We start from the raw sequence: 26,394 nt of genomic DNA on the forward strand, positions 1-26,394 counted from the left end.
CTGGTTTTAGTAACCATATTTATCTTTCCAGCGGTTCTTTAAAAATTCGCGGTTGCTGTTCTCTCGAGAATTGTTTCCCGGATTGTAAAGAACCGTTTCTTTTACAGCATCTGGTAAAAATTCCTGTTCAGCAAAATTGTTGGCGTAATCATGTGAATACTTGTAATCGTCGCCATATCCTAATTCTTTCATCAATTTAGTCGGCGCATTTCGTAAATGAATGGGAACCGGAAGATCGCCAGTTTGTTTTACTAATTGCTGCGCATTTCCAATTGCCATATACGAAGCATTGCTTTTAGGAGAAGTCGCTAAATAAATGGCACATTGGCTCAAAATAATTCGGCTTTCAGGATAACCAATTGTGGTTACAGCCTGAAAAGTATTATTCGCCATAATAAATGCAGTTGGATTTGCATTTCCAATATCTTCGCTGGATAAAATCAGCATTCTTCGGGCAATAAATTTTACATCTTCACCGCCTTCAATCATTCGGGCAAGCCAATAAACAGCACCGTTTGGATCACTGCCGCGAATTGATTTTATAAAAGCCGAAATGATGTCATAATGCTGTTCGCCCGTTTTGTCATATAAAACAGTGTTTTGCTGTACTAATTGAAAAACGCGGTCATTTGTAATCATAATTTCATCACCTTCAGAAGCATTGATTACCAGTTCAAAAATATTAAGCAGTTTTCTGCCATCTCCGCCAGAAAGTCGCAGTAAAGCTTCTGTTTCCTTTAAGATTATTTTTTTTGATGCCAGATAAGCGTCTGCTTTCATTGCGCGATGCAATAATGCTTCCAGATCATCTTTTGTGAATGCATTTAATATATAAACCTGACAGCGCGACAATAATGCCGGAATAACTTCAAAACTTGGATTTTCGGTCGTTGCGCCAATTAACGTGATCCAGCCTTTTTCAACAGCAGCTAAAAGTGAATCTTGCTGTGATTTGCTGAAACGATGAATCTCATCGATAAACAAAATTGGATTTTTGGCAGTAAACAATCCGCCGCTTTGTTTTGCTTTGTCAATAACATCTCTAATGTCTTTTACACCAGAATTGATAGCACTCAATATATAAAATGGACGTTTAGATTCTTGTGCAATAATTTGTGCCAAAGTGGTTTTTCCTGTGCCCGGCGGTCCCCAAAAGATTAAAGACGGAATAATTCCTTTTGAAATTTGCTGTGTCAAAGATCCGTTAGGGCCAACTAAATGACTCTGACTTACATAATCTTCTAATTTTTGTGGGCGAATACGCTCGGCTAAAGGTGCTTCCATTTTACAAAATTACTGTTTTTTAATTTTAGATTTTGTCTCTTAAAAGTTAAAACAGATGATTCAGAGAAGGATTGTTACAATCTGAGACATGTTTTATAATATGACAAATTATCAGTAAATTAGATTTGGACAGTTTTTTGATGCCAATAATTGAAACTGATTTCTTAAAAACATGAATGATAAAGATTTTAAATTTTCTACTGCTGTAATTGGACTTCCGGTATTTTTTGTCCTTTTTTTATGGGTCATTTATTGGTTTCAGATTCGCTTCGACTTTGATTTTTATCAAAACGGAATTTATCCGAGAGATTTTTCGGGTTTGCAGGGTATTTTGTTTAGTCCTTTTATCCATGAAAATCTGGAACATTTATATAATAATTCAATTCCGCTTTTAGTTTTGCTTGCCGCTTTGCAATTTTTTTATCCTAAGCAGACAATTCCCGTTATTGGTTACGGAATTTTATTTTCAGGTTTGATTACCTGGATTATTGGCCGAGAAAATTATCATATTGGCGCTAGCGGATTGATTTATGTTTTAGTGAGTTTTATTTTCTTCAAAGGAATTCAGACTGGGTATTATCGTTTAGTTGCACTTTCGCTTTCTGTAATTTTATTGTACGGCGGTATGATCTGGTATGTTTTTCCAGATGTTGATGCTGCAATTTCGTGGGAAGGACATTTGGGTGGTTTTATTACAGGTTTTGTTTTGTCATTGTTTTATAAAACGCCAGAGTATACAAAACCTATTGTTTATGATTGGCAGAAGCCAGATTTTAACCCAGAGGAAGATCCTTTTATGAAACATTTTGATGAAAACGGAAATTTTGTAAATACTGAAATTCCTGAAGAAGAGTCAGATTCAGGAAATAATTATTTCAGTTCAAGTTTTCCTGTGGTTTATGTTGTCACAAAATCTGAATCTGAGGATAATAGGCAATGATAATTCTTCATTTGACTTAAAAAGATTATTTTTGTTAGAGATATTCTAATTTTATTTAACTAGATATGAAGAAGATAGGGTTTGTTTTTGTTGTTTTGTTCTTTTTAGTAAACACCAAAGCAGTTGCGCAATGCAATATTAAAAATAGAATATTGGCTGATGGCTCAATGGTGTATTATTTTGATCCTGAAGTTTTTTATACAACAAATTCAAAATCCTTAAAGATTAATATTGTAACCGACAAAGAGCATTATTTTATAGCCTTGCAGCCAACTCCATTTCCATCAAAAAAAGAAGGAAAAAAAATTAAAGATGATTTGATTATGCATTTGGCAGATAATAAAACGTACACATTAAAGCATTATGATACACAGTATATCAAAAATGATTCAATAATGCAGGTTTTATATTTAATTGATGATAAAGATCTGGATTCGTTCTCTAAATTTGAAGCAGTGTCTGCTGAAATTAGAATGGAAGGGACAGATTTTGTACGAGAATTTAATTTTAAATTGCATAAACGAGCCATTATAAGACAGCTTGATTGCTTTTTGAAAGAAGAAGAAAAGTGATACTTACTCGTCGCTTGAGGGCGGAGCATTTTTCTGTAATAATTTTTTATTTAGGTTTTTAAAAAGATTATTAAATGTCAAGGTCAGTGACGTTGCGTTTACAATCTGGTTGCCGCTATTTCTTGGGAGATATTCGTTGGCATAAGTTAATTCAACTTGAATGTCATCTGTAAATAAATAACCTGCTCCGATGTTTAATCTGTTTCGGTCAAAAAAATTTTCTCCGGTTACTTTTGCTCCTGATTTAAAATACACTTCTTCTGAGGCAATTGCATAAACAACGCCTTCTCTGAGGATTTTGCTGTTAATTGGTTTTATGTATTTTACTTGTTGACGATAACGAATTACATTATCGTAGTTGTCATCTTCATTTTTCAGGTGTCTCAGTTCAAGTCTCATTCTGGTACTTAAAGTGTAGCCAGTTTTATGAAAATAATAGATGCCTTGTAATGCAAATCTCCATTCCGGCGATTCAAACTGACCTATTTCAGGTACATCTTTATTATGATTATAAGCTAAAAAAGAAGAAAGTTTCCAGCGCGGAGATAAGTAATAATGTCCCCAGCCTCTTATTGATCTTTGAGTGTTTTCTTGGAAAATATTAGAAGAAGTTTCTGTACTGCTATAGACAGCTCCAAGGTTTAATTCAACAGACCATTTTTTATTGATTGTTTTGTTGAATTGGTATTCATTCCAAAATTGATTGTAGGTTTTGGCTTGTCCATAAGCCATACTTGTAATTAATAAAATTACAAGTATGGAGATGTTTTTTTTGAGTACTATGTTGTGAGTGTTTTTTGAAGACATTAATTGGAATATTAGTTTGTCATCTTAACTCTTTCAATACTTTTTAACTTCTTTGACGAACAGCTTCGTATAAAAAGGCACCGCAGGCTACGGAAACATTTAAAGACCCAATAGTGCCAAACATTGGCAGTTTAGCTTTTTCGTCTACAATTTTAAGAACCGAAGGATTAATTCCTCTGTCTTCAGAACCCATAATAATTGCTACAGGTTCATTTAGTGTTATGTCGTAGATATTTTGATCTGTTTTTTCAGTGGCAGCAACCGTTTTGATCCCAGATCCCTGCAAATAAAATATGGCATCTTTAATATGTTCAACTTTACAAATTGGAACATTGAAAACAGCTCCTGCAGAAGTTTTAACTGTGTCACCGTTTACGGGTGCAGAACCTGCTTTTTGAACAATAATACCGTTTACTCCCGTACATTCGGCAGTTCTGATAATAGCTCCAAAATTTCTTGCGTCAGAGATCTGATCTAAAATTAAAAATAATGGTTTTGAACCAGATTCAATAGTTGATTCAACTAAATGTTCTAATTCAATAAAACCAATAGGCGATATTGTGGCAACAGCACCTTGATGGTTATTTGGAGTCAGGCGATTCAATTTTTCAACCGGTACATAAGAGAAATTAATGTTAGCGCGTTTCATCACTTTCATTAAATCTTTCATTAATTCTCCAGAAATTTCTTTTTGTATAAATACCTTATCAACTTCTTTTCCTGCCTGAATTGCCTCTATAATGGCTCTAATTCCAAATATTTGATGTTCTTTTTCCATGATGCAAATATAGGTATATTGTTTATATAAAAAAAAACCACTCTGAATGAACAGAGTGGTTTTAATATTAAGTTTTTCGGTCTAAAATTAGAATTTATCCCAGAAAAGTTTTGTAGTCAATAAATCTCCACCGATTGCTGTAGAAGCAGCTTTCCAGTTTGTGCTATTTACTTGTTGTTCAAGAACTGGGTAAGCCATTCTTACTGGAACTTTACCACCAGCGTTATTAATTGCTGTAGGAGGTGCCAATAATACAGGGAAGTCTAATCTTCTCCAGAAATTCCAACCAGTTAAAGCTTGATTGTACATCGCTACCCAAGCTTGCTCTCCAATTGATTTTTTCCAATTAACAGCATCGTATGGTTTTGTTGCAAGGTAAGCTGTAGCATCTGCTGCTGAACCACCCCATTCTAAGATTGAAGCAGTAACCGCTGCAGTATAAGCTGCTGGTGCTGCTGCTGTATTCCAACGTGCATTTGCTTCAGCAACGTAAAAAGCAACTTCTGTAGAAGTCAAGATATTTCCAGGAGTATCAGGAGTGTATGCATAGTCTCCAGCGTGAGAGAAATCTGCAAATTCACCACCTTCACCAATTGGAAGACCAATATATATACCACCTTTTGTTGTGAAGTATCCAGGTAATCTTGGATCGTTAGATGCGTTCATGTAATCAACTAAAGTTTTTCCACCAACGAAATCTTCTCTACCGCTTGCTTCTAAGTTTTCATACAAAGGATTGTAATTTGGTGAAGCCTCTTGGTATGGGAAATGCCCATCGCCAGCAGGAGATGTTATTACTCCAGCTGCAATAGCTGCAAGTGCATTAGTTTGTGCTAAAGTTGGATTTGAATCTGCGATTCCGATTGCAAGTTTTAATTTTAAAGAGTTTGCAAAAGTACGCCAAGCATCTGGATCACCTCCATAAATCTTATCTCCAGAAGAGAAAGTTGGGAAGCTATTAGCTGTACCACTGCTTAATGCAGTAATGTCAGCGTTGATTCTTGTAATTAAATCAGCATAAATAGTCGCTCCATCATCATAAGCAGGCAATGGATATTGAGCAAGGTTTGCAGCTTGAGTGTAAGGAATATTACCAAACGTATCTACTAAAAGCTGATATGTATAAACTTGCATGATATCAATAATAGCTAATTGAGTCTTTTTGTTTGCTGGCCAAGCTGCTAGTTCATCTGCAGTTGGAGCATAAGCATTAATGATCGTTTTAGCTTTACCAAGATTGTTCAATACGTTTACGTAGTTGTCTGAGTAAATTTGGTTAGAAACGTTACGGTTTGTAAAGTCGTAGTTACTTTCGTTTACGTAAGTTGTTTCTTGCCAGTATTGCATTGTCAATCTAAAGTTGTTCTCGTTTACGCTTGGAGTATTAACATAGTCGCTTAATTCTTTTTGTGCGTAAGTGATCAATGAACCCGGTACCGTGGTATAGGCACTATTTGGGTCGGTGTTTGCATCTTCATTAACACAAGCTGTCATTGACAGACCTATTGCTAATATTGCTATGATTTTTTTCATCTTCATTTTTTTTAAAAATTAACTTTGACATTAAAAGAAATATTTCTTGTTGTCGGCATAGGTCCTGATTGGTAACCTTGTGTGTTACCTGAAGACAATCCTGCTTCTGGATCAGAATAAGGCAAGCTTTTGTCAATGATCCAAAGATTGTTACCTATTACACTAAAAGAAGCTCCTTTAATTGTACTTCCTAAAATGCTTGAAGGAAGATTATAAGTTAATACAACCTCTCTTAATTTTACAAATCCAGCATCGTAAACAAATGCAGCAGCAGGTGGGTCAGTACCTAAAACCTGGCTAGATTGAGATCTGTCTAATCTTGTAGTGTTTGTAATATATTGTGGTTGAGTTCCTCCAGGAGTGTAAGCAGGGTTTGCCATTACACCTTGTAAAACTTCACCACCACCGTTTGGTAATGTATTTCTGATAGGGTTTCCTAAATCGTTGTTTCCAACAGAGTTAGCGTAAATACCTGTTCCGTATCCATAATATTGATCAAGTGAGAAAACGCTTCCGCCTTTTTTCATGTCAATTAAGAAACTGAAAGAGATGTTTTTGTAGTTGAATTTGTTGTTAATACCACCAATCCAATCAGCTTGGTAAGTTCCCAATTTGTTGTCAGTTGTTGTAGAAACTTCGTATGCACCGTTAGAACCAATAATTCTGTTTCCTGAAGCATCTAATACGTAAGTTGTTCCCCAAATTTGACCATAATCTTGGTTTAAAGGAGCATTGATACTTACACCACCTTGAAGAGTGTTAATTTGGATGTTTTCAATACCAGGAGCTAACTCAGTAACTTTAGTGTTAGGATTAGACCAGTTAACGCTAACATCCCAAGAGAAGTTGTCAGTTTTTACAGGAGTTCCTGTAAGAGTAACCTCAAAACCTTTTGTAGTTAATGTTCCAGCGTTAACAGTGTTGAAGTTTGATCCAGTAGCAGTTGATACTGGCAATGGTAAAATTTGATCGTATGCTTTGTTTTGGAACCAAGCAACATCAAATCCAAGTCTGTTTTGTGCAAACTGCATGTTCAAACCTAGCTCCACGTTATCTAACTGTTGTGGTTTTAAGTTTGGATTTTTAGCAGTAGTATTGAATGAATATACTGGAGTTCCGAATGGAGTTCTAGCAGTATAGTTATCTAATAATTGGTTTGGATCTGTATCAGAACCTACTTGAGCGTAAGCAACTCTGAATTTACCGAAGTTGATGAACTCAACATCTTTTAACCAGTTTGAGAAAACAACACTTCCTGAAATTGCAGAATACCAATATGCATTGTTATCAACTGGTAAAGCAGAAGATTGATCTCTTCTAACAGAACCTTCTAAATAGTAAGTTCCTTTGTATCCTAATGTAGCTTGTGCAAATAAACCTAATACTTCTTTTCTAGTATCTACGATTCTAGGAAGAGCAGGTGCAGAAACTGAGTTAGAGATAGTGTATAATCCAGGAATGTATAAACCTCCTGAAGTCATTTGTTGATTACTGAATTTACTTTGTACGTTGTAGTTTGTACCAAGAAGCACACTAAGATTTAAATCTTCAGTTAAGTCTTTTTTGTAAGTAGCTAAGAAATCATAGTTTTGCTCGCTATAGTTATAAAGATCTAATGCGTAACCAGATGGCTGAGCTGGAAGGTTTTGAAGGTTTGCGTTAGAACCTAGAGTTGCTGGAGTTGAACCTGGAGCAATTCTATCTTCTGTTTTTAAGTTGAAACCGTCAGTACCAACTCTACCTGTAAAACTTAAATTTTTATTTACGTCGTAAGTAATACTAGCGTTAGCAGCAACTCTTTGTCTGCTATCGTTGTTGTAGTTCTCATATCTTTGGAAATAAGGGTTGTCCCAGTATGCTGGAGTAATGTCTGCAGCACTTTTGATGTTCCAAGTATAGTTTTGACGGCTTTGGAAATAAAGATCTTTTTGCTCGTTAAGGTCAACGTTTGTAGCCCACCATTGTCTGAAACCAGCCAATTGGTTTCCTCCGTATCCAGTTGAGTTTCTGTTTCTTGTGTTTTGTGAAACATAAGTCGCATTGAAAGAAGAGCTTAGTTTGTCGTTGAATTTGTAAGTACCAGCAAAGTTAAAGTTGTTTTTGCTTAACAATGAATTTGGTAAAATGTCTCTACTGTCTGTGTTAGCGTAAGTTAATCTGTAAGTAGCTTTTTCACTACCTCCATTTAAAGAGATATTGTTGATTGTAGATGTACCTGTATCAAAAAATTCGATAGGACCATTTTCTGCAACTTTCCATGGAGTTTGTTTTCCATAATTAGGAGAACCTGGAATAAAAGCATCATATTGCCAAACTAGAGAACCATCATATTTAGGTCCGTAAGAAGCATCGTCTCCAGATCTAGATCTTGGCTGCCCGTTGTAAGTAGAGAATCTTTGTCCAAAATAACCTTCTCCGTACTCTTGTTGGTATTTAGGGAAAGTTGTTCTGTCTACAGTAGACATTGTGTAAGAAGAAGAGAATTCAACTGATAAATCAGTTCTAGCTTTTCCTTTTTTAGTAGTAATGATGATCGCACCATTTTGTGCTCTAGATCCGTAAAGAGCTGTTGCAGCAGCACCTTTTAACACGTTGATCTCAGCAATGTTGTTTGGGTTGATATCAGATGCAGCATTACCATAATCGTAACCACCTCTACCACTTTTTTGATCAAGACTGTTTACGTTATTGTTCAAAATTGGCACACCATCAACTACGAATAAAGCCTGGTTGTCACCCAAAAGTGATTTGAAACCTCTAAGAACTACGTTTGTAGATCCTCCAAAGTTAGTACCTTGAGTTACACTAAGACCAGCAACTTTTCCTGATAAGTTGTTTGTGAAGTTTCCTGTTGGAACAGTTCCAACTTGTTCAGCTGATACTGTCTGAGCAGAGTAACCAAGAGATTTTTTCTCTCTTTTAATACCTAAAGCAGTTGTTACAACAACTCCTTCAAGTTCTTGCGCAGCAGCTGCTAATTTTACGTTTAATGAAGTTGAACTTGCCGCTACTTCTTGAGTTTTCATCCCAATGTAGCTAAATACCAAAATTTGGCTTGATGATGCTTTGATAGTAAATTTACCATCAAAATCAGTTTGCGTTCCAGATTTTGTTCCCTTAACTAATACACTCACACCTGGCAAAGGCATTCCGGCATTGTCAGAAACTATTCCTGAAACGGCTCTTTCTTGCGCAAAAGTAAGTTGCGCTACTAGTACTAATAAAAGCACTAAGAATCCATTGAACTTTAGTTTCATTTTTAAATATTTTGAATTAGTATCGCAAAACTCTTAATAATTTGTTAACTATCCTAATATTAGTTTAAACTTTTTTCAGTTCCCGCTAAAATTTAACATTATAACATATGTTTACTATAGTGTTATATAATTGTAATTCTTTAATGTTTTGACTTCCGTTTGTAAGGTTTATCTTCAGTAATCCATTCGGTGTCTGTAAAACCGAGCCCAAGCCTAATCCAATTAATTTTTTTGTTTTGTTCGGATTTATTGCCAATGTTAAGTCTTGGTATACACCGTAATCTGCGATTGTGTGAGCGTAAATGTTTTTTGAAAACCGATATCGATACTCTGTTAAAATTAAAAAATTGAAGTTTGATTGGAGGCTGTTCTCTAAAAAGCCTCGAATGGAATTCATGCCTCCAAAACGAAACAATTCATTAGAAATATAATTCTTGCTGTTTAGGTAGAAATTTTGTGAATTTATGTTAATGAAATTCTTGTCGTTTATCTCGAAATTATAGGAAGCATTTAAGTTTGTATAAAATTGTTTGCTCGATCCAGCTGTTTCGGGTGAAGAATTAGTGTTTCTTTGGCCGTAGCCGATTATCCAGTTTACAAGAGCTTTTTTTGGAACAAGATTATTTGCGTGGTCTATTTTCTTATAATCAAAGCTTGATGTGAAATAGGCGTTTTTGAAGTCGCTGATTTGTGAATTATTAGTGTTTTGAATATCGCTTGATTCGGTTGACTGATATCCGGCATAAATTCTTGAGTTGTAATTTATGTAATAGCCTAAATCAATTGCTGTTTTTGTGTTTTGAAATGTGCTGTCTTGTTTAAATATGTTTAGTTGAGCTTTTATGCCTAATGAAGATTTAAAAATATATGGTATTTCAAGTTTGGTATTGAAAGTCTTTTGCTGATTACCGTCGCTTTTCCAATACAAAGAAAATTGTTCTCCCGCATGTAAAGTGTTTAAGAGGGAGATATCTACATATCCGTTTATGTTTACTTTTTCATCTTTATCGTTCGAAAAGCCAATATAGCCATCAAAAGTATTTGCTTTTCTTTTTTCTATATAAGTATAGATTTTGGTTGAATCAGTAGTGAATAATATTTCAGGATATTTTGTTTGAGAAATAAATTCATAACTGTTTATGTCTTCATAAAGTTGCTGTGTGGTTTCTTGGTTGAAAATTTTGTTTAGGTATTTTTTGTTTAGTTGTTTTAAATGCCCTTTCGGAAAAAAATCCTTTCCTTTAGGATTTGTGTAATTAAGAATGATTGAATTTATGGTTCGTTTTTTTTCGGATTTAAAATTTAAGTCGGCATAAATTATGGAATTCTTTTTTTGGATATTTTCTAATTTGATTTTGCTTAATGCAAAACCTTGTTTTTCTGCTGCTATTATTTTTTGATTTAAATAATTTTCAACTTCATTGTAAGGAAGAATGACGGTGTCTTTTTTTGTTTTTTCAGAATAAAAGAAAGAATTATTTATACCTATATATATATGCATGTATTTTGTTTGACTTTTTAGCTGTATTGTTGAACTGTAAGTGCTGTCGTTTATCCGGGTGGTGCTTTGGATGTTGTTTTCTAAGTATCCTATTTTAGTCAATCTTTCAGAAGTGTTTTTTACTTCCTCAAACAACGATTTTATATTTAGATGATTTGGCTTGTAGCTTAATGAGTCAATAATTTGATTTTCAGTTTTGTTGATTCCTTTTATGGTTAAATGAAAATTTTGAGCATAGCCAGAAAAGCTTATAAAGCAAAAGATGAATATTTGTAATAAGTGTTTCAAAAGCTGTTTTTTCATTGGTTAAAAGTATTGCAAATATCTAATGTTTGTTTGTAAAAACATAAGTCTAAATAATGTTGTTGAAAATTAATGAATTAACGTTTGTATAGTGAAAAATATTTTATACATTTGCAACCCCGTAAAAAGCGGGAATTTAATAAACATAATAATTTTTAGTATTAATTATGCCAACAATTCAACAATTAGTAAGAACAGGAAGAACTCAGATAACTAAGAAGAGTAAATCGGTTGCTTTAGATTCTTGTCCTCAAAGAAGAGGGGTTTGTACGCGTGTTTACACTACTACACCAAAAAAACCAAACTCTGCAATGCGTAAAGTTGCGCGTGTACGTTTGACAAATGGTAACGAAGTGAATGCTTACATTCCTGGAGAAGGACACAATCTACAAGAGCACTCGATAGTATTAGTTAGAGGCGGAAGGGTAAAAGATTTACCAGGTGTTAGATATCATATCGTTCGTGGAGCGCTTGATACGTCAGGTGTTGCGGGAAGAACGCAAAGAAGATCTAAGTACGGTGCTAAACGCCCAAAAGAAGCAAAAAAGTAATTTAAAAACTTTTAAGAAAAAGACATGAGAAAAAGAGCGGCAAAGAAAAGACCACTTTTACCAGATCCGAGGTTTAACGACCAATTGGTAACGCGTTTTGTAAACAACTTAATGTGGGACGGTAAGAAATCTACAGCTTTCAAAGTATTTTATGATGCAATTGATATCATCGAATCTAAAAAGCAAAATGATGAGAAAACTTCATTAGAGATCTGGAAAGATGCTTTAACAAATGTTATGCCTCACGTAGAAGTACGTAGTCGTAGAGTTGGTGGAGCTACATTCCAAATCCCAATGCAGATTCGTCCGGACAGAAAAATTTCTATGGCAATGAAGTGGTTAATACTTTATTCTAGAAGAAGAAACGAAAAATCTATGGCACAGCGTTTAGCGTCAGAATGTTTAGCTGCTGCTAAAGAAGAAGGTGCTGCGGTTAAGAAAAGAATGGATACTCACAAGATGGCAGAAGCTAATAAAGCTTTCTCTCACTTTAGATTTTAATTCATAAAGAAATGGCTAGAGATTTAAAATATACAAGAAATATTGGAATTGCTGCTCACATTGATGCTGGTAAAACAACAACAACTGAGCGTATCCTTTTTTACACAGGTAAGTCACATAAAATTGGTGAGGTGCACGATGGTGCTGCAACAATGGACTGGATGGCACAAGAGCAAGAAAGAGGTATTACAATTACTTCGGCTGCTACAACTTGTGAGTGGAATTTTCCAACTGAGCAAGGTAAACTTTTGCCAGAATCATTACCATATCACTTTAATATTATTGATACCCCAGGTCACGTTGACTTTACTGTAGAGGTAAACCGTTCTTTACGTGTACTTGATGGATTAGTTTTCTTGTTTAGTGCTGTTGATGGTGTTGAGCCACAATCAGAAACTAACTGGAGACTTGCAGATCAATATAGAGTTCCTCGTATGGGATTCGTTAATAAAATGGACCGTCAAGGATCTAACTTTTTGGCAGTTTGTCAACAAGTTCGTGATATGTTGAAATCAAACGCTGTTGCGATCACTTTGCCAATTGGTGAAGAAAATGATTTCAAAGGTGTTGTAGATTTAGTAAAAAACCAAGCTATCATTTGGCATGATGCAACTCAAGGGGCAACTTTTGATATTGTTGAGATTCCTGCTGACATGGTTGCTGAAGTTAAAGAATACAGATCTATTCTTATTGAAGCAGTTGCTGATTACGATGAAAACTTATTAGAGAAATTCATGGAAGATGAAAACTCTATTACAGAAGAAGAAATCAACAATGCTTTAAGAGCTGCTACTATGGATATGGCTATCATCCCGATGATCGCTGGTTCTTCTTTCAAAAACAAAGGAGTTCAATTCATGTTAGATGCAGTTTGTAAATATTTGCCTTCTCCAATGGATAAGGAAGGTATCTGGGGTATTGATCCTGATGATGCTGAATTATTAGAAGAAGATCAAACTAAAATCTTACGTAAACCAGACGTAAAAGAGCCGTTCGCTGCTCTAGCATTTAAAATTGCTACTGACCCATTCGTTGGTCGTTTAGCTTTCTTCCGTGCTTACTCTGGACGTTTAGATGCTGGTTCTTACGTTTTGAACACTCGTTCAGGAAGTAAAGAAAGAATTTCTCGTATCTACCAAATGCACGCTAACAAACAAAATCCAATCGAATATATTGAGGCTGGAGATATTGGAGCTGCTGTTGGATTTAAAGATATCAAAACTGGAGATACATTGTGTGATGAAAAACACCCAATTATTCTTGAGTCAATGAAATTCCCTGCACCGGTAATTGGTATTGCAATTGAACCTAAAACTAAAGCTGACGTTGATAAAATGGGTATGGCTTTGGCTAAATTAGCTGAAGAAGATCCAACATTTACTGTTAGAACAGATGAGGCTTCAGGGCAAACAATTATCTCAGGTATGGGTGAGCTTCACTTAGATATCTTAGTAGATCGTATGAAACGTGAATTTAAAGTTGAAGTAAACCAAGGTGAGCCTCAAGTTGAATATAAAGAAGCGTTTACAAGATCTGCAACACACAGAGAGACTTACAAGAAACAATCAGGGGGTCGTGGTAAATTCGGTGATATCGTATTTACACTTGAGCCAGCTGACGAAGTTGACGGTAAAGTTCCTGTAGGATTACAGTTTATTAATGCGGTAAAAGGTGGTAACGTTCCTAAAGAATATATTCCATCTGTAGAAAAAGGTTTCCGTGAAGCTATGAAAACTGGTCCTTTGGCTGGTTATCAAGTGGATAGTTTGAAAGTAACTTTGACAGACGGATCTTTCCACCCTGTCGATTCTGATGCTCTTTCTTTTGAATTAGCTGCTAGAATGGGTTATAGAGAAGTAGCGAAAGCTGCTGGAGCAATTGTTCTTGAGCCAATCATGAAAATGGAAGTTATTACTCCTGAAGAAAACATGGGAGATATCGTAGGTGATATCAACCGTCGTAGAGGTCAGGTTAATGACATGGGTGACAGAAATGGGGCTAAAACTATTAAAGCTGATGTGCCTTTATCAGAAATGTTTGGATATGTAACAACATTAAGAACATTATCTTCTGGTAGAGCAACTTCAACAATGGAGTTTTCTCACTATGCAGAAACGCCTGCTAACATTTCAGAAGCTGTAATTAAAAAAGCAAAAGGTAACGCTTAATTCTTAAGAAAATGAGTCAAAAAATCAGAATAAAACTAAAATCTTACGATCACATGTTGGTAGATAAATCTGCTGAAAAGATCGTAAAAACAGTAAAAACTACTGGAGCAGTTGTAACAGGACCAATTCCGTTGCCAACTCACAAAAAACTTTTCACTGTACTACGTTCTCCGCACGTTAACAAAAAAGCGAGAGAGCAATTTGAAGTAATGTCATACAAGAGATTGATTGATATTTATTCATCTTCATCTAAAACTATTGATGCTTTAATGAAACTTGAATTGCCAAGTGGAGTAGAAGTAGAAATAAAAGTATAATTATTTTTATATTTTATAAAAAAAAGCGAGACAGTAATGTTTCGCTTTTTTTGTTATGACAGATTTTGTATCTAGTGATTTTTTGAAGTTTTTATTTATTTGATTAAAGCTGTCAGTTTTGTAGAAAAGTCTTTTATTTAGGCTGTTGCCGATGTTTTTCTTGCAAATTATTATGTAATTGTTAAGAAAGAATTGGTTGTGGGTTAAGGATTGAAAATTTAATTTTTTGAGTAAATAAAATTGTTCAATCGCTATGTTGGAGTCTTTGATTTTGATAATGAGCGATTTAATTTTTATAACCGTTTGGTATATTCAAAATTAATGTCTACTTTTGCACTCCCTGTTTGGAAATTTCTGTTATTTTCAAATTGAAGGGAATTTTAGTAATTAATAATTAATATTTATGTCTGGGTTAATTGGTAAAAAAATCGGCATGACTAGCATTTTTGATGAAAACGGGAAAAACATTCCTTGTACAGTAATCGAAGCTGGGCCGTGTGTTGTTACCCAAGTCAGAACCAAAGGTGTTGACGGGTACGAAGCGTTGCAACTTGGTTTCGATGACAAAAACGAGAAACATTCCACTAAAGCGGCTTTAGGTCACTTTAAAAAAGCTGGAACTGTTGCTAAGAAAAAAGTCGTTGAATTTCAAGATTTTGCAACTGAACAAAAATTAGGAGATCTTATTGATGTTTCTATTTTTGCTGAAGGAGAATTTGTAGATGTACAAGGTGTATCTAAAGGTAAAGGTTTTCAAGGGGTTGTTAAACGTCACGGGTTTGGTGGTGTTGGACAAGCAACTCACGGTCAACATAACCGTTTAAGAGCGCCAGGTTCTGTAGGAGCTTCTTCATATCCATCTAGAGTATTCAAAGGAATGCGTATGGCTGGAAGAATGGGAGGAGACAATGTAAAAGTTCAAAACCTTAGAGTTTTAAAAGTAGTTGCTGAAAAGAACCTACTTGTTATTAAAGGATGCGTTCCTGGACATAAAAACTCTTATGTAATCATTCAGAAGTAATGGAAGTAAAAGTATTAGATTTCAACGGAAAAGATACTGGAAGAAAAGTTCAACTTTCTGATTCAGTATTCGCAATTGAGCCAAACAATCACGCTGTATACCTTGATGTTAAGCAATATCTTGCTAATCAAAGACAAGGAACTCACAAAGCTAAAGAAAGAGCTGAAGTGACAGGAAGTACACGTAAGATTAAAAAACAAAAAGGAACAGGTACTGCTCGTGCGGGAAGTATCAAGAATCCATTGTTTAAAGGTGGTGGAACAGTTTTCGGACCAAGACCAAGAAGTTATTCATTTAAATTGAATAAAGCTTTAAAAAGATTGGCAAGAAAATCAGCTTTCTCAATCAAAGCAAAAGAGTCGAATATCATCGTTCTTGAAGACTTTAATTTTGAAGCGCCAAACACTAAAAATTTCATTAACGTTTTGAAAGCTTTAGGGTTAGAAAATAAAAAATCTCTATTTGTGTTGGGAGAGTCAAATAAAAATGTATATTTGTCGTCACGCAATTTAAAGGCTTCTAATGTCGTAACTAGCTCAGAATTAAGCACTTACGCTATTTTAAACACTAATAATTTAGTGCTTTTAGAAGGTTCTTTGGAGTTAATCGAAGAAAATTTAAGCAAATAATAGGAGTATGAGCATCATAATTAGACCTATAGTAACAGAAAAAGTAACCAAAGAAAGTGAAGTTTTAAACCGCTTCGGATTCGTTGTTGACAAAAAAGCAAACAAAGTTCAAATTAAGAAAGCTGTTGAAGCTGCTTATGGAGTAACTATCGTTTCAGTTAACACGATGAACGTGAGACCGGATAGAACTACAAAATACACTAAAAGTGGTTTAATCAGTGGAAAGACAAATGCAATTAAAAAAGCGATTGTTCAAGTACAAGAAGGAGAAACAATTGATTTTTACAACAATATCTAAGATAGAAAAATGTCAGTAAGAAAATTAAAACCTATTACCCCAGGTCAGCGATTTAGAGTTGTGAATGGTTATGACGCCATTACAACTGATAAGCCGGAACGCTCTTTGATAGCGCCGATAAAAAACTCTGGAGGTAGAAATAGTCAAGGAAAGATGACCATGCGTTATACGGGTGGTGGTCACAAGCAGAGATATCGTATTATTGATTTCAAAAGAACTAAAGACGGAATTCCGGCTACTGTGAAATCAATCGAATACGATCCAAATCGTACTGCATTTATCGCTTTATTAGCTTATGCTGATGGAGAGAAAACTTATGTTATTGCTCAAAACGGATTGAAAGTTGGTCAGAAATTAGTTTCTGGTCCAGAATCTCAACCTGAAATTGGTAATACATTACCTTTAAGCAGAATTCCTCTTGGAACTGTTATATCTTGTATTGAGTTACGTCCAGGACAAGGAGCTGTTATTGCTCGTTCAGCTGGAACTTTTGCTCAGTTAATGGCAAGAGACGGGAAATATGCAACAATTAAAATGCCATCTGGTGAGACAAGATTGATCTTGTTAACTTGTTCGGCTACAATTGGAGCTGTTTCTAATTCTGACCACCAATTAGTTGTATCTGGAAAAGCAGGTAGAACAAGATGGTTAGGAAGAAGACCTAGAACTAGACCAGTAGCGATGAACCCAGTTGATCACCCTATGGGAGGTGGTGAAGGACGTTCTTCTGGAGGGCACCCACGTTCAAGAAACGGATTGCCAGCTAAAGGTTACAGAACTCGTTCTAAGAAAAACCCGAGTAACAAGTATATCGTAGAACGTAGAAAGAAATAATAAGATATGGCACGTTCATTAAAAAAAGGACCTTTCGTTCATTATAAATTAGACAAGAAAGTTCAAGAAAACATAGAAAGTGGAAAAAATGGAGTAGTAAAGACTTGGTCTAGAGCTTCAATGATTACTCCAGACTTTGTTGGACAAACTATCGCAGTTCATAACGGTCGTCAATTTGTACCAGTTTACGTAACAGAAAACATGGTAGGTCACAAATTAGGAGAGTTTTCACCAACTAGATCTTTTAGAGGTCATGCTGGAGCAAAAAATAAAGGTAAAAAATAAGAAGCAATGGGAGTTCGTAAAAGAGAAACAGCAGATGCGAGAAAAGAGGCTAATAAGTCTATTGCTTTCGCAAAATTGAATAACTGCCCTACTTCACCTAGAAAAATGCGCTTAGTAGCGGACTTGGTAAGAGGTCAGAAGGTAGAAAGAGCACTTAACATTTTAAGATTCAGTTCTAAAGAAGCTTCAAGAAAATTAGAAAAACTATTATTATCTGCAATCAACAACTGGGAGCAAAAAAATAGTGAAGGTAATTTAGAAGAAGCTGGTTTATTTGTTAAAGAGATCAGAGTAGATGGTGGAATGATGTTAAAAAGACTTCGTCCAGCTCCACAAGGTCGTGCACACAGAATCAGAAAACGTTCTAACCACGTAACAATCGTGCTTGGAGCTATCAATAACACACAAAGCAATTCTTAAGCAGCATGGGACAAAAGACAAATCCAATTGGAAATAGACTTGGTATCATCAGAGGGTGGGACTCAAACTGGTATGGTGGAAATGATTACGGTGATAAATTAGCCGAAGATCACAAAATCAGAAAGTATATCCACGCTCGTTTATCAAAAGCTAGTGTATCAAAAGTAATCATCGAGAGAACTTTGAAACTTGTAACCGTTACTATCACTACTGCTAGACCTGGTATCATTATCGGAAAAGGTGGACAAGAGGTAGACAAGTTAAAAGAAGAACTTAAGAAAGTTACTGACAAAGAGGTTCAAATTAACATCTTTGAAATTAAAAGACCTGAGTTAGATGCTTATCTTGTGGCGACAAGCATCGCTCGTCAAATCGAAAGCCGTATTTCTTACAGACGTGCAATCAAAATGGCTATTGCTGCTTCTATGCGTATGAACGCTGAAGGTATCAAAGTTTTGATTTCTGGTCGTTTGAATGGTGCTGAGATGGCGCGTTCAGAAGGTTTCAAAGAAGGTAGAATTCCTCTATCAACTTTCAGAGCTGACATTGATTATGCTTTGGCTGAAGCTCACACTACTTATGGTAGAATGGGTATCAAAGTATGGATCATGAAAGGTGAAGTTTACGGTAAGAGAGAACTTTCTCCACTTGCTGGAATGGACAAAAAACAATCTGGTACAGGTGGTGGTAAAGGTGGAGATGCTCCTAGAGGCAAATCTAACTTTAACAAAGGTGGAAAACCAGACGCTCGTAAAAGAAAGTAAATTTTTAAACTAAAGAAAAATGTTACAGCCTAAAAGAACAAAATACCGTAAGGTACAAAAAGGTAAAATGAAAGGTAACTCTCAAAGAGGGCATGAACTTTCTAATGGAATGTTTGGTATTAAATCTGTACATGAAGATGGAATGTTCTTAACTTCTCGTCAAATCGAAGCTGCGCGTATCGCTGCAACTCGTTACATGAAGAGAGAAGGACAATTATGGATTAAAATATTTCCAGACAAACCTATTACTAAGAAACCTCTTGAAGTACGTATGGGTAAAGGTAAAGGAGCAGTTGAGTATTGGGCTGCTGTTGTTAAACCAGGAAGAATTATGTTTGAAGTTGGAGGAGTTCCGTTATCAGTTGCAAAAGAGGCTTTACGTCTTGCGGCTCAGAAACTTCCAGTAAAAACTAAATTCGTCGTTGCTAGAGATTTCGAAGCATAATTTATATTTATTATGAAACAATCAGAAATAAAAGATCTTTCTGCAGCGGAGTTGCAAGAAAAGCTTAGTCAAACTAAGAAAGTATATGCTGACCTAAAAATGGCTCACGCTATTTCTCCAATTGCTAACCCACTTCAAATTAGAAGCGTTAGAAGAACAGTTGCAAGATTGGCTACAGAGTTAACTAAAAGAGAGTTACAATAATTGTATTCTGCTGAAAGATGGAAGAAAAAAGAAATTTAAGAAAAGAAAGAATAGGTGTTGTTACTTCAAATAAAATGGATAAGTCTATTGTTATTGCTGAAGTAAGAAAAGTAAAACACCCGTTATACGGTAAGTTCGTGTTGAAAACAAAGAAATATGTTGCACACGACGAAACAAACGACTGTAACATTGGAGATACTGTAAGAATTAGCGAAACGCGTCCTTTAAGTAAAACAAAATGTTGGAGATTAGTTGAAATCTTAGAAAGAGCTAAATAATTATGGTACAACAGGAATCAAGACTAAAAGTAGCAGATAACACGGGAGCTAAGGAAGTTTTAACTATCCGTGTTTTAGGAGGTACCAAAAGAAGGTATGCCTCTGTTGGTGACAAGATTGTAGTATCTATTAAAGATGCAACTCCAAACGGTAACGTGAAAAAAGGAGCTGTTTCAACTGCAGTTGTTGTGCGTACCAAAAAAGAAGTGAGAAGAGCTGATGGTTCTTATATCCGTTTCGATGACAATGCATGTGTTCTTTTGAACGCTGCAGGGGAAATGAGAGGAACTCGTGTTTTTGGTCCGGTAGCAAGAGAACTTCGTGAAAAACAATTCATGAAAATTGTATCATTAGCACCAGAAGTGCTTTAATTCGTTTTAAGATGATAAAGCTAAAAATAAAATCAGGAGATATCGTAAGAGTTATTGCTGGAGACCATAAAGGTGCTGAAGGTAAAGTCTTACGTGTTTACCGTGAGAAAAATAAAGCGATAGTTGAAGGTGTAAACATGGTTTCAAAACATACAAAACCAAGTGCTAAAAACCCTCAAGGTGGTATCGTTAAGAAAGAAGCTTCTATTCAAATTTCTAACATTTCTCTAATTGATCCTAAAACTAAGGAAACAACTAGAGTTGGTATTAGAGTAGAAGGAGATAAGAAAGTAAGATTTTCAAAAAAATCTAATCAAGTACTATAGTAATGGCATATACACCTAGACTAAAAGAAGAATATAAGAGTAGAGTAATCTCTGCTCTTAAAGAAGAGTTCGGATATACAAACGTAATGCAAGTTCCAAAACTTGAAAAAATCGTTTTGAGCCGTGGAGTTGGTGCAGCTGTATCTGATAAAAAACTTATTGACTATGCTGTTGATGAGTTAACAAAGATCACTGGACAAAAAGCAGTATCTACAATTTCAAAGAAAGACGTTGCGTCTTTTAAATTGAGAAAGGGAATGCCTATTGGAGCAAAAGTTACTTTACGTGGTGAAAGAATGTATGAGTTTTTAGATAGACTTATTACTTCTGCTTTACCGCGCGTTAGAGATTTCAGTGGTATCAAAGCTACTGGTTTCGACGGAAGAGGTAATTACAATCTTGGAGTTTTGGAGCAAATCATTTTCCCAGAAATTGATATTGACAAAGTAAACAAAATCTCAGGAATGGATATTACATTTGTTACTACTGCAAAAACAGACAAGGAAGCAAAGTCATTATTGGCTGAATTAGGATTACCTTTTAAAAAGAATTAAGACATGGCTAAAGAATCAATGAAGGCCCGTGAGGTTAAAAGAGAGAAAACGGTAGCTAAGTACGCTGAAAAAAGAAAAGCTTTATTAGAAGCTGGAGATTATGAAGGCTTACAAAAATTGCCTAAAAATGCTTCACCAGTTCGTTTACACAATCGTTGTAAATTAACAGGTAGACCAAGAGGTTATATCCGTCAATTTGGTATTTCACGTGTAACTTTCCGTGAAATGGCTAATAATGGGTTAATTCCTGGAGTTAAAAAAGCATCTTGGTAATCTCGCAATAAGTTATTACTTTTGCAAACCAAAAAATAATTTTAATTGATTAAAGGTTCAGGAAGCATAGTGCTTCCTGAAAACCGTAATCGCAATCAAATACATATGTATACAGATCCTATTGCAGATTATTTGACTAGAGTTCGTAACGCTGTGGCTGCAAACCACAAAGTTGTTGAAATTCCAGCTTCTAATCTAAAAAAAGAAATAACTAAGATCTTATTTGATCAAGGTTATATCTTAAGTTACAAATTTGAGACGAACACTGTTCAAGGTTCAATCAAAATTGCTTTAAAGTATGATAAAGATACTAAAGAGCCTGTAATCAAAGATATCCAAAGAATTAGTAAACCTGGTTTACGTAAGTACGCAGGTGCTGCCAAATTACCTAGAATCCTTAACGGATTAGGAATTGCTATTGTTTCTACGTCAAAAGGTTTGATGACTGGAAAACAAGCTAAGCAATTAAATGTAGGTGGTGAAGTAATTTGTTACGTATACTAATTTTAAACACTAGATAAAGATGTCAAGAATAGGTAAAAGCCCAATTGTAATCCCTGCTGGTGTAACTGTTGAAGTTAAAGACGGTATTATTACGGTAAAAGGAAAAAAAGGTCAACTAGTTCAGGAGTTTTCGGACGTAAATGTAACTGTTGAAGGCGATCAAGTTCAAGTTGAAAGATCGTCTGATCATAAAGACCATAGAGCAAAACACGGATTATACAGATCATTAATCAATAATATGATTGTTGGTGTAAATGAAGGTTTTACTAAAGAACTAGAATTAGTTGGAGTTGGTTATAGAGCTTCAAACCAAGGTCAAAAATTAGATTTAGCACTTGGATATTCTCACAATATTGTTTTAGAAATTGCTCCAGAAGTAGCTTTAGAAACAATATCTGAAAAAGGTAAGAACCCTATCGTAAAATTAACATCATTTGATAAACAACTTTTAGGTCAAGTTGCTGCGAAAATCAGAGGTTTCCGTAAGCCAGAGCCATATAAAGGTAAAGGTGTTAAATTTGTGGGTGAAGTATTAAGAAGAAAAGCAGGTAAATCAGCTTAAAAAATAAGATTATGTCATTAACAAAATCTGAAAGAAGACAGAGAATTAAATTCAGAATTAGAAAAACGATTAGTGGTTCTGCTGCTAAGCCAAGACTATCTGTATTTAGAAGTAATAAAGAAATTTACGCTCAAATCATTGATGATGTAAATGGAGTTACTATATTAGCTGCATCTTCTAGAGAAAAAGAAATAGGAAAAGGTACTAACGTTGAAATCGCTGCTGCTGTTGGAAAACTAGTTGCCGAGAAAGCGTTAAAAGCTGGGATTGATACCATCACTTTTGATAGAGGTGGATATTTATATCACGGTCGTATTAAATCATTAGCAGAAGGCGCAAGAGCGGCTGGACTTAAATTCTAATATATTATGTCTAAATACAAAAATGTAGAATTGGTAAAACCAAGTGGTCTTGAACTTAAAGATCGTCTGGTAAGTGTTAATCGTGTTACTAAGGTTACAAAAGGTGGTAGAGCTTTCGGTTTTTCTGCTATTGTAGTTGTAGGTGATGAAAATGGAGTAGTTGGTCATGGATTAGGAAAATCTAAAGACGTTTCTGAAGCAATTGCGAAAGCAGTAGAAGATGCTAAGAAAAATTTAGTAAAAATTCCTTTGAATGGACAATCTGTTCCTCACGAACAAAAAGGTAAATTTGGTGGTGCACGTGTATTCTTAATTCCTGCGTCTCATGGTACAGGAGTTATTGCTGGTGGAGCTGTTCGTTCAGTTCTTGAATCAGTAGGTATTCACGATGTATTATCTAAATCTCAAGGATCATCAAATCCTCATAACGTAGTGAAAGCAACTTTTGATGCTTTATTACAAATGAGAAGCGCTCATACTGTTGCAAAACAAAGAGGTGTTTCTTTAGAAAAAGTTTTTAAAGGTTAATTCAAGGAAATTATGGCTAAATTATTAGTAAAACAAGTAAGAAGCAAAATCAACTGCCCTCTTTCTCAAAAGAGAGGTTTGGAAGCTTTGGGTCTACGTAAAATGGGACAAGTTGTAGAGCATGATTCAAACCCTGCTATCCTTGGGATGATAAACAAAGTTAAACACTTAGTTTCTGTAGAAGAAGCTAAATAACAAATACTGTTATGAATTTAAGTAACTTACAACCAGCTGAAGGGTCAACACACAATCAAAATAAAAGATTAGGTAGAGGAGAAGGTTCTGGAAAAGGTGGCACTGCTGCAAGAGGTCACAAAGGAGCAAAATCTCGTTCTGGTTATTCTAAAAAGATTGGTTTTGAAGGAGGGCAAATGCCACTTCAAAGACGTGTGCCTAAGTTTGGTTTCACAAACATCAATCGTAAAGAATACGAAGGTGTTAATTTAGATACGCTTCAATTATTAGTAGACAAAGGTGTGATTACTGATTCTGTTTCTATGGCAGAATTTGTTGCAAACCGTCTAGCTTCTAAAAATGAAATCGTTAAGATTTTAGGAAGAGGAGAATTGAAAGCAAAATTAAAAGTAACTGCTCACAAATTTACTGCTACTGCAAAAGCTGCTATTGAAGCTGCTGGTGGAGAGGCTGTAACAATATAATTTTTCTATTGTATGAAGAAATTTATTGAATCAATTAGCAATGTTTGGAAAATCGAAGAACTAAAGAATAGAATTCTAATTACTTTAGGATTACTTTTAGTATATCGTTTTGGAGCACACGTTACGCTTCCTGGAATTGACGCAACTCAATTGATGGGGTTAGCAGGACAAACTAAAAATGGTTTAGGATCTATCCTAGACATGTTCACCGGAGGTGCATTTTCTAAAGCTTCAGTTTTTGCTTTAGGAATTATGCCTTATATTTCTGCATCTATTGTTGTTCAGTTAATGGGAATTGCTATTCCTTATTTACAAAAACTTCAAAATGATGGAGAGAGTGGTAGAAAAAAGATTAATCAAATTACACGTTGGTTAACTATTGCTATTACATTGGTTCAAGGTCCAACTTATATCTATAATTTATACAGAACATTGCCTGGTAGTGCTTTTCTACTAGGCTTTAATTCGCCTGAATTTTTATTCTCGTCTGTAATCATTTTAGTTACTGGTACTATTTTTGCTATGTGGCTAGGTGAAAAAATTACTGATAAAGGTATTGGAAATGGAATTTCATTATTGATTATGGTTGGTATTTTAGCTCGTTTACCACAAGCTTTTATGCAAGAATTTAAGTCTGTAGTTACAAATAATACTGGAGGCTTGATGTTAATGGCCATTGAAATTATTGTATGGTTATTAGTAATTATTTCTTGTGTATTGCTTACAATGGCAGTACGTAGAATTCCTGTACAGTACGCTCGTCGTACTACAACAGGAGACTATGAGCAAGATTTGGCAGGTGGTAATAGACAATGGATTCCTCTTAAGCTTAATGCTTCTGGAGTTATGCCAATCATTTTTGCTCAGGCAATTATGTTTATACCTGCAGCTGTAGCTGGATTATCTAAATCAGATACATCACAATCTATTGTTGGAGCATTTAGTAATATGTTCGGTTTTTGGTATAATTTTGTATTTGCAACTTTAATTATTGTATTTACATTTTTCTATACTGCAATTACTGTTCCTACGAACAAAATGGCTGATGATTTAAAAAGAAGTGGTGGTTTTATTCCTGGCGTTCGCCCAGGAGCTGAAACTTCAGACTTCCTAGATAAAGTGATGTCTTTAATAACTTTCCCAGGATCTTTATTCCTTGCTTTGATTGCTGTGTTCCCAGCCATTGTTGTAAGTATTATGGATGTACAACAATCTTGGGCAATGTTTTTTGGAGGTACCTCATTAATAATTATGGTTGGGGTTGCAATAGACACTATTCAGCAAATCAATTCATACTTGTTAAACAAACATTATGATGGTTTAATGAAGACTGGTAAAAATAGAAAAGCGGTAGCTTAATATATTTATGGCAAAACAATCAGCAATAGAACAAGACGGATCAATCATTGAAGCATTGTCAAATGCGATGTTCCGTGTGGAGTTAGAAAATGGACATATTGTAATTGCTCATATTTCTGGTAAGATGCGAATGCATTACATCAAGTTATTACCTGGTGATAAAGTGAAACTAGAAATGAGTCCTTATGATTTGTCAAAAGCAAGAATTACTTATCGATATTAAAGGATAATTACTATGAAAGTTAGAGCATCAGTAAAAAAGAGAAGTGCCGAGTGCATTATCGTGCGTAGAAAAGGGAGACTGTACGTAATAAACAAAAAGAATCCTAGATTTAAACAAAGACAAGGATAATTATGGCAAGAATAGCAGGGGTAGATATCCCAAAAAACAAAAGAGGTGTTATCGCACTTACCTATATCTTTGGATTAGGAAGAAGTAGAGCTATTGAGATTTTAGAAAAAGCTCAAGTTAGCCAAGATAAAAAAGTTCAAGATTGGAATGATGACGAAATCGGAGCAATTCGTGATGCAGTTTCATTTTACAAAATTGAAGGAGAATTACGTTCTGAAGTTTCTTTGAACATCAAACGTTTAATGGATATTGGTTGTTACAGAGGTATCCGTCATAGATCTGGTCTTCCGTTAAGAGGACAAAGAACTAAAAACAACTCTAGAACAAGAAAAGGTAAAAGAAAAACTGTTGCTAACAAGAAAAAAGCAACTAAATAATAAGTAATATGGCTAAAGCAACTGCAAAAAAACGTAAAGTTATCGTTGAATCAACGGGTGAAGCTCATATTTCTGCCACTTTCAACAACATCATTATTTCGTTGACAAATAAGAAAGGTGAAGTTATTTCTTGGTCTTCAGCTGGTAAAATGGGTTTCAGAGGTTCTAAAAAGAACACTCCGTATGCAGCTCAGATGGCAGCAGAAGATTGCAGCAAAGTAGCTCTTGAGGCAGGACTTAAAAAAGTTAAAGTTTATGTAAAAGGACCAGGAAACGGACGTGAGTCTGCTATCCGTTCTATTCATAACGGTGGAATTGAAGTTACAGAGATTATCGATGTTACTCCAATGCCTCACAACGGATGTCGTCCTCCAAAAAGACGTAGAGTTTAATACTCAAAATTTATTATAGTATAACCTAGATAGAACATAGATTATCGAAGGATAAGACCTGAATTCATAATCTCTATCTTAAACA

Annotated in this window: 37 protein-coding genes; 31 read left to right on the plus strand and 6 right to left on the minus strand. The window is 35.0% G+C overall.

Annotated features, from left to right (window positions below):
- Nucleotides 1–6 precede the first annotated feature (6 nt).
- On the minus strand, nt 7–1,284 hold the full coding sequence (locus tag GKZ88_RS17875; protein ID WP_155103700.1) for a replication-associated recombination protein A: 1,278 nt from the start codon (nt 1,282–1,284) through the stop codon (nt 7–9).
- 172 nt (nt 1,285–1,456) lie between these two features.
- Here GKZ88_RS17875 and GKZ88_RS17880 point away from each other — a divergent pair, with 172 nt between their 5' ends.
- On the plus strand, nt 1,457–2,224 hold the full coding sequence (locus tag GKZ88_RS17880; protein ID WP_155103701.1) for a rhomboid family intramembrane serine protease: 768 nt from the start codon (nt 1,457–1,459) through the stop codon (nt 2,222–2,224).
- A 65-nt stretch (nt 2,225–2,289) separates the two neighbouring features.
- The gene (locus tag GKZ88_RS17885; RefSeq protein ID WP_155103702.1) at nt 2,290–2,796 is read left to right on the plus strand and encodes a hypothetical protein; all 507 of its coding nucleotides are present in this window, start codon (nt 2,290–2,292) and stop codon (nt 2,794–2,796) included.
- Between the two features lie 3 nt (nt 2,797–2,799).
- Here GKZ88_RS17885 and GKZ88_RS17890 read toward each other — a convergent pair whose 3' ends face one another.
- From GKZ88_RS17890 to GKZ88_RS17910, 5 genes are all read right to left on the minus strand, one after another.
- Nucleotides 2,800–3,603, minus strand: coding sequence for a DUF2490 domain-containing protein (locus GKZ88_RS17890; protein WP_155103703.1), 804 nt, complete (start codon nt 3,601–3,603; stop codon nt 2,800–2,802).
- 43 nt (nt 3,604–3,646) lie between these two features.
- A complete protein-coding gene (gene rlmB, locus GKZ88_RS17895; RefSeq protein WP_155103704.1) occupies nt 3,647–4,381 on the minus strand; it encodes a 23S rRNA (guanosine(2251)-2'-O)-methyltransferase RlmB in 735 nt (244 codons plus the stop codon).
- Between the two features lie 87 nt (nt 4,382–4,468).
- Complete coding sequence (locus GKZ88_RS17900) at nt 4,469–5,914, minus strand: SusD/RagB family nutrient-binding outer membrane lipoprotein (protein WP_155103705.1); 1,446 nt, start codon at nt 5,912–5,914, stop codon at nt 4,469–4,471.
- Between the two features lie 11 nt (nt 5,915–5,925).
- The gene (locus GKZ88_RS17905; RefSeq protein WP_155103706.1) at nt 5,926–9,171 is read right to left on the minus strand and encodes a SusC/RagA family TonB-linked outer membrane protein; all 3,246 of its coding nucleotides are present in this window, start codon (nt 9,169–9,171) and stop codon (nt 5,926–5,928) included.
- Between the two features lie 85 nt (nt 9,172–9,256).
- Nucleotides 9,257–10,975: a hypothetical protein gene (locus GKZ88_RS17910; RefSeq protein ID WP_155103707.1), complete on the minus strand. Its 1,719-nt coding sequence runs from the start codon at nt 10,973–10,975 to the stop codon at nt 9,257–9,259.
- Between the two features lie 167 nt (nt 10,976–11,142).
- Here GKZ88_RS17910 and rpsL point away from each other — a divergent pair, with 167 nt between their 5' ends.
- The 29 genes from rpsL (at nt 11,143) to rpsK (ending at nt 26,309) form a co-directional block, all read left to right on the plus strand.
- Nucleotides 11,143–11,526, plus strand: coding sequence for a 30S ribosomal protein S12 (gene rpsL, locus GKZ88_RS17915; RefSeq protein ID WP_007136570.1), 384 nt, complete (start codon nt 11,143–11,145; stop codon nt 11,524–11,526).
- A gap of 24 nt (nt 11,527–11,550) precedes the next feature.
- Nucleotides 11,551–12,027, plus strand: a complete 477-nt coding sequence (rpsG, locus tag GKZ88_RS17920) for a 30S ribosomal protein S7 (protein WP_017495022.1) — start codon at nt 11,551–11,553, stop codon at nt 12,025–12,027.
- Between the two features lie 11 nt (nt 12,028–12,038).
- On the plus strand, nt 12,039–14,195 hold the full coding sequence (gene fusA / locus GKZ88_RS17925; RefSeq protein ID WP_155103708.1) for an elongation factor G: 2,157 nt from the start codon (nt 12,039–12,041) through the stop codon (nt 14,193–14,195).
- A gap of 11 nt (nt 14,196–14,206) precedes the next feature.
- Nucleotides 14,207–14,512, plus strand: a complete 306-nt coding sequence (gene rpsJ, locus GKZ88_RS17930) for a 30S ribosomal protein S10 (protein WP_007803605.1) — start codon at nt 14,207–14,209, stop codon at nt 14,510–14,512.
- Between the two features lie 403 nt (nt 14,513–14,915).
- Nucleotides 14,916–15,533: a 50S ribosomal protein L3 gene (rplC, locus tag GKZ88_RS17935; RefSeq protein WP_007803612.1), complete on the plus strand. Its 618-nt coding sequence runs from the start codon at nt 14,916–14,918 to the stop codon at nt 15,531–15,533.
- Nucleotides 15,533–16,162: a 50S ribosomal protein L4 gene (gene rplD, locus GKZ88_RS17940; RefSeq protein WP_155103709.1), complete on the plus strand. Its 630-nt coding sequence runs from the start codon at nt 15,533–15,535 to the stop codon at nt 16,160–16,162. Before rplC ends, rplD begins: the two co-directional genes overlap by 1 nt.
- A gap of 7 nt (nt 16,163–16,169) precedes the next feature.
- Entirely contained in the window at nt 16,170–16,460 is a 291-nt protein-coding gene (rplW, locus tag GKZ88_RS17945) for a 50S ribosomal protein L23 (RefSeq protein WP_017495018.1), read from the plus strand.
- A gap of 9 nt (nt 16,461–16,469) precedes the next feature.
- Nucleotides 16,470–17,294, plus strand: coding sequence for a 50S ribosomal protein L2 (gene rplB, locus GKZ88_RS17950; protein ID WP_035650459.1), 825 nt, complete (start codon nt 16,470–16,472; stop codon nt 17,292–17,294).
- 6 nt (nt 17,295–17,300) lie between these two features.
- Nucleotides 17,301–17,579: a 30S ribosomal protein S19 gene (gene rpsS / locus GKZ88_RS17955; protein WP_031456039.1), complete on the plus strand. Its 279-nt coding sequence runs from the start codon at nt 17,301–17,303 to the stop codon at nt 17,577–17,579.
- Between the two features lie 6 nt (nt 17,580–17,585).
- Nucleotides 17,586–17,999 carry a 50S ribosomal protein L22 gene (rplV, locus tag GKZ88_RS17960; protein ID WP_007803631.1) on the plus strand — a complete coding sequence of 138 codons (414 nt, stop codon included), beginning with the start codon at nt 17,586–17,588 and terminating at the stop codon, nt 17,997–17,999.
- 5 nt (nt 18,000–18,004) lie between these two features.
- Nucleotides 18,005–18,763 (plus strand): 30S ribosomal protein S3, encoded by a 759-nt coding sequence (rpsC, locus tag GKZ88_RS17965; protein WP_008464292.1) that lies wholly within the window; start codon nt 18,005–18,007, stop codon nt 18,761–18,763.
- 19 nt (nt 18,764–18,782) lie between these two features.
- Complete coding sequence (rplP, locus tag GKZ88_RS17970; protein ID WP_017495016.1) at nt 18,783–19,208, plus strand: 50S ribosomal protein L16; 426 nt, start codon at nt 18,783–18,785, stop codon at nt 19,206–19,208.
- 12 nt (nt 19,209–19,220) lie between these two features.
- Nucleotides 19,221–19,412, plus strand: coding sequence for a 50S ribosomal protein L29 (gene rpmC / locus GKZ88_RS17975; RefSeq protein ID WP_008464297.1), 192 nt, complete (start codon nt 19,221–19,223; stop codon nt 19,410–19,412).
- A gap of 17 nt (nt 19,413–19,429) precedes the next feature.
- Nucleotides 19,430–19,690: a 30S ribosomal protein S17 gene (rpsQ, locus tag GKZ88_RS17980; RefSeq protein ID WP_007803646.1), complete on the plus strand. Its 261-nt coding sequence runs from the start codon at nt 19,430–19,432 to the stop codon at nt 19,688–19,690.
- Between the two features lie 2 nt (nt 19,691–19,692).
- On the plus strand, nt 19,693–20,061 hold the full coding sequence (gene rplN, locus GKZ88_RS17985) for a 50S ribosomal protein L14 (protein WP_007803649.1): 369 nt from the start codon (nt 19,693–19,695) through the stop codon (nt 20,059–20,061).
- 11 nt (nt 20,062–20,072) lie between these two features.
- Nucleotides 20,073–20,387 (plus strand): 50S ribosomal protein L24, encoded by a 315-nt coding sequence (rplX, locus tag GKZ88_RS17990; protein ID WP_007803650.1) that lies wholly within the window; start codon nt 20,073–20,075, stop codon nt 20,385–20,387.
- A 2-nt stretch (nt 20,388–20,389) separates the two neighbouring features.
- Nucleotides 20,390–20,941 (plus strand): 50S ribosomal protein L5, encoded by a 552-nt coding sequence (gene rplE / locus GKZ88_RS17995; RefSeq protein ID WP_017495015.1) that lies wholly within the window; start codon nt 20,390–20,392, stop codon nt 20,939–20,941.
- A gap of 3 nt (nt 20,942–20,944) precedes the next feature.
- On the plus strand, nt 20,945–21,214 hold the full coding sequence (gene rpsN / locus GKZ88_RS18000) for a 30S ribosomal protein S14 (RefSeq protein ID WP_031456037.1): 270 nt from the start codon (nt 20,945–20,947) through the stop codon (nt 21,212–21,214).
- 105 nt (nt 21,215–21,319) lie between these two features.
- Complete coding sequence (gene rpsH, locus GKZ88_RS18005; protein WP_029272051.1) at nt 21,320–21,718, plus strand: 30S ribosomal protein S8; 399 nt, start codon at nt 21,320–21,322, stop codon at nt 21,716–21,718.
- A 19-nt stretch (nt 21,719–21,737) separates the two neighbouring features.
- Nucleotides 21,738–22,280, plus strand: coding sequence for a 50S ribosomal protein L6 (rplF, locus tag GKZ88_RS18010; RefSeq protein WP_155103710.1), 543 nt, complete (start codon nt 21,738–21,740; stop codon nt 22,278–22,280).
- An 11-nt stretch (nt 22,281–22,291) separates the two neighbouring features.
- A complete protein-coding gene (gene rplR / locus GKZ88_RS18015) occupies nt 22,292–22,642 on the plus strand; it encodes a 50S ribosomal protein L18 (RefSeq protein ID WP_095952362.1) in 351 nt (116 codons plus the stop codon).
- A 3-nt stretch (nt 22,643–22,645) separates the two neighbouring features.
- On the plus strand, nt 22,646–23,170 hold the full coding sequence (gene rpsE, locus GKZ88_RS18020; RefSeq protein WP_085950926.1) for a 30S ribosomal protein S5: 525 nt from the start codon (nt 22,646–22,648) through the stop codon (nt 23,168–23,170).
- Between the two features lie 12 nt (nt 23,171–23,182).
- Nucleotides 23,183–23,365, plus strand: coding sequence for a 50S ribosomal protein L30 (gene rpmD, locus GKZ88_RS18025; protein ID WP_017495010.1), 183 nt, complete (start codon nt 23,183–23,185; stop codon nt 23,363–23,365).
- Nucleotides 23,366–23,376: 11 nt separating this feature from the next.
- Nucleotides 23,377–23,829, plus strand: coding sequence for a 50S ribosomal protein L15 (rplO, locus tag GKZ88_RS18030; RefSeq protein WP_155103711.1), 453 nt, complete (start codon nt 23,377–23,379; stop codon nt 23,827–23,829).
- Between the two features lie 12 nt (nt 23,830–23,841).
- Nucleotides 23,842–25,188: a preprotein translocase subunit SecY gene (gene secY / locus GKZ88_RS18035; RefSeq protein ID WP_029272054.1), complete on the plus strand. Its 1,347-nt coding sequence runs from the start codon at nt 23,842–23,844 to the stop codon at nt 25,186–25,188.
- Nucleotides 25,189–25,195: 7 nt separating this feature from the next.
- Nucleotides 25,196–25,411, plus strand: coding sequence for a translation initiation factor IF-1 (gene infA, locus GKZ88_RS18040; protein WP_007136545.1), 216 nt, complete (start codon nt 25,196–25,198; stop codon nt 25,409–25,411).
- Nucleotides 25,412–25,423: 12 nt separating this feature from the next.
- Nucleotides 25,424–25,540, plus strand: coding sequence for a type B 50S ribosomal protein L36 (ykgO, locus tag GKZ88_RS18045; protein ID WP_002987490.1), 117 nt, complete (start codon nt 25,424–25,426; stop codon nt 25,538–25,540).
- Between the two features lie 2 nt (nt 25,541–25,542).
- Nucleotides 25,543–25,917, plus strand: a complete 375-nt coding sequence (gene rpsM, locus GKZ88_RS18050) for a 30S ribosomal protein S13 (protein ID WP_007803675.1) — start codon at nt 25,543–25,545, stop codon at nt 25,915–25,917.
- Between the two features lie 8 nt (nt 25,918–25,925).
- Entirely contained in the window at nt 25,926–26,309 is a 384-nt protein-coding gene (gene rpsK / locus GKZ88_RS18055; RefSeq protein ID WP_007803677.1) for a 30S ribosomal protein S11, read from the plus strand.
- Nucleotides 26,310–26,394: the final 85 nt, after the last annotated feature.

Origin of the sequence: Flavobacterium sp. LC2016-01 (assembly GCF_009711135.1) — a bacterium.
Taxonomy (GTDB): Bacteria; Bacteroidota; Bacteroidia; order Flavobacteriales; family Flavobacteriaceae; genus Flavobacterium.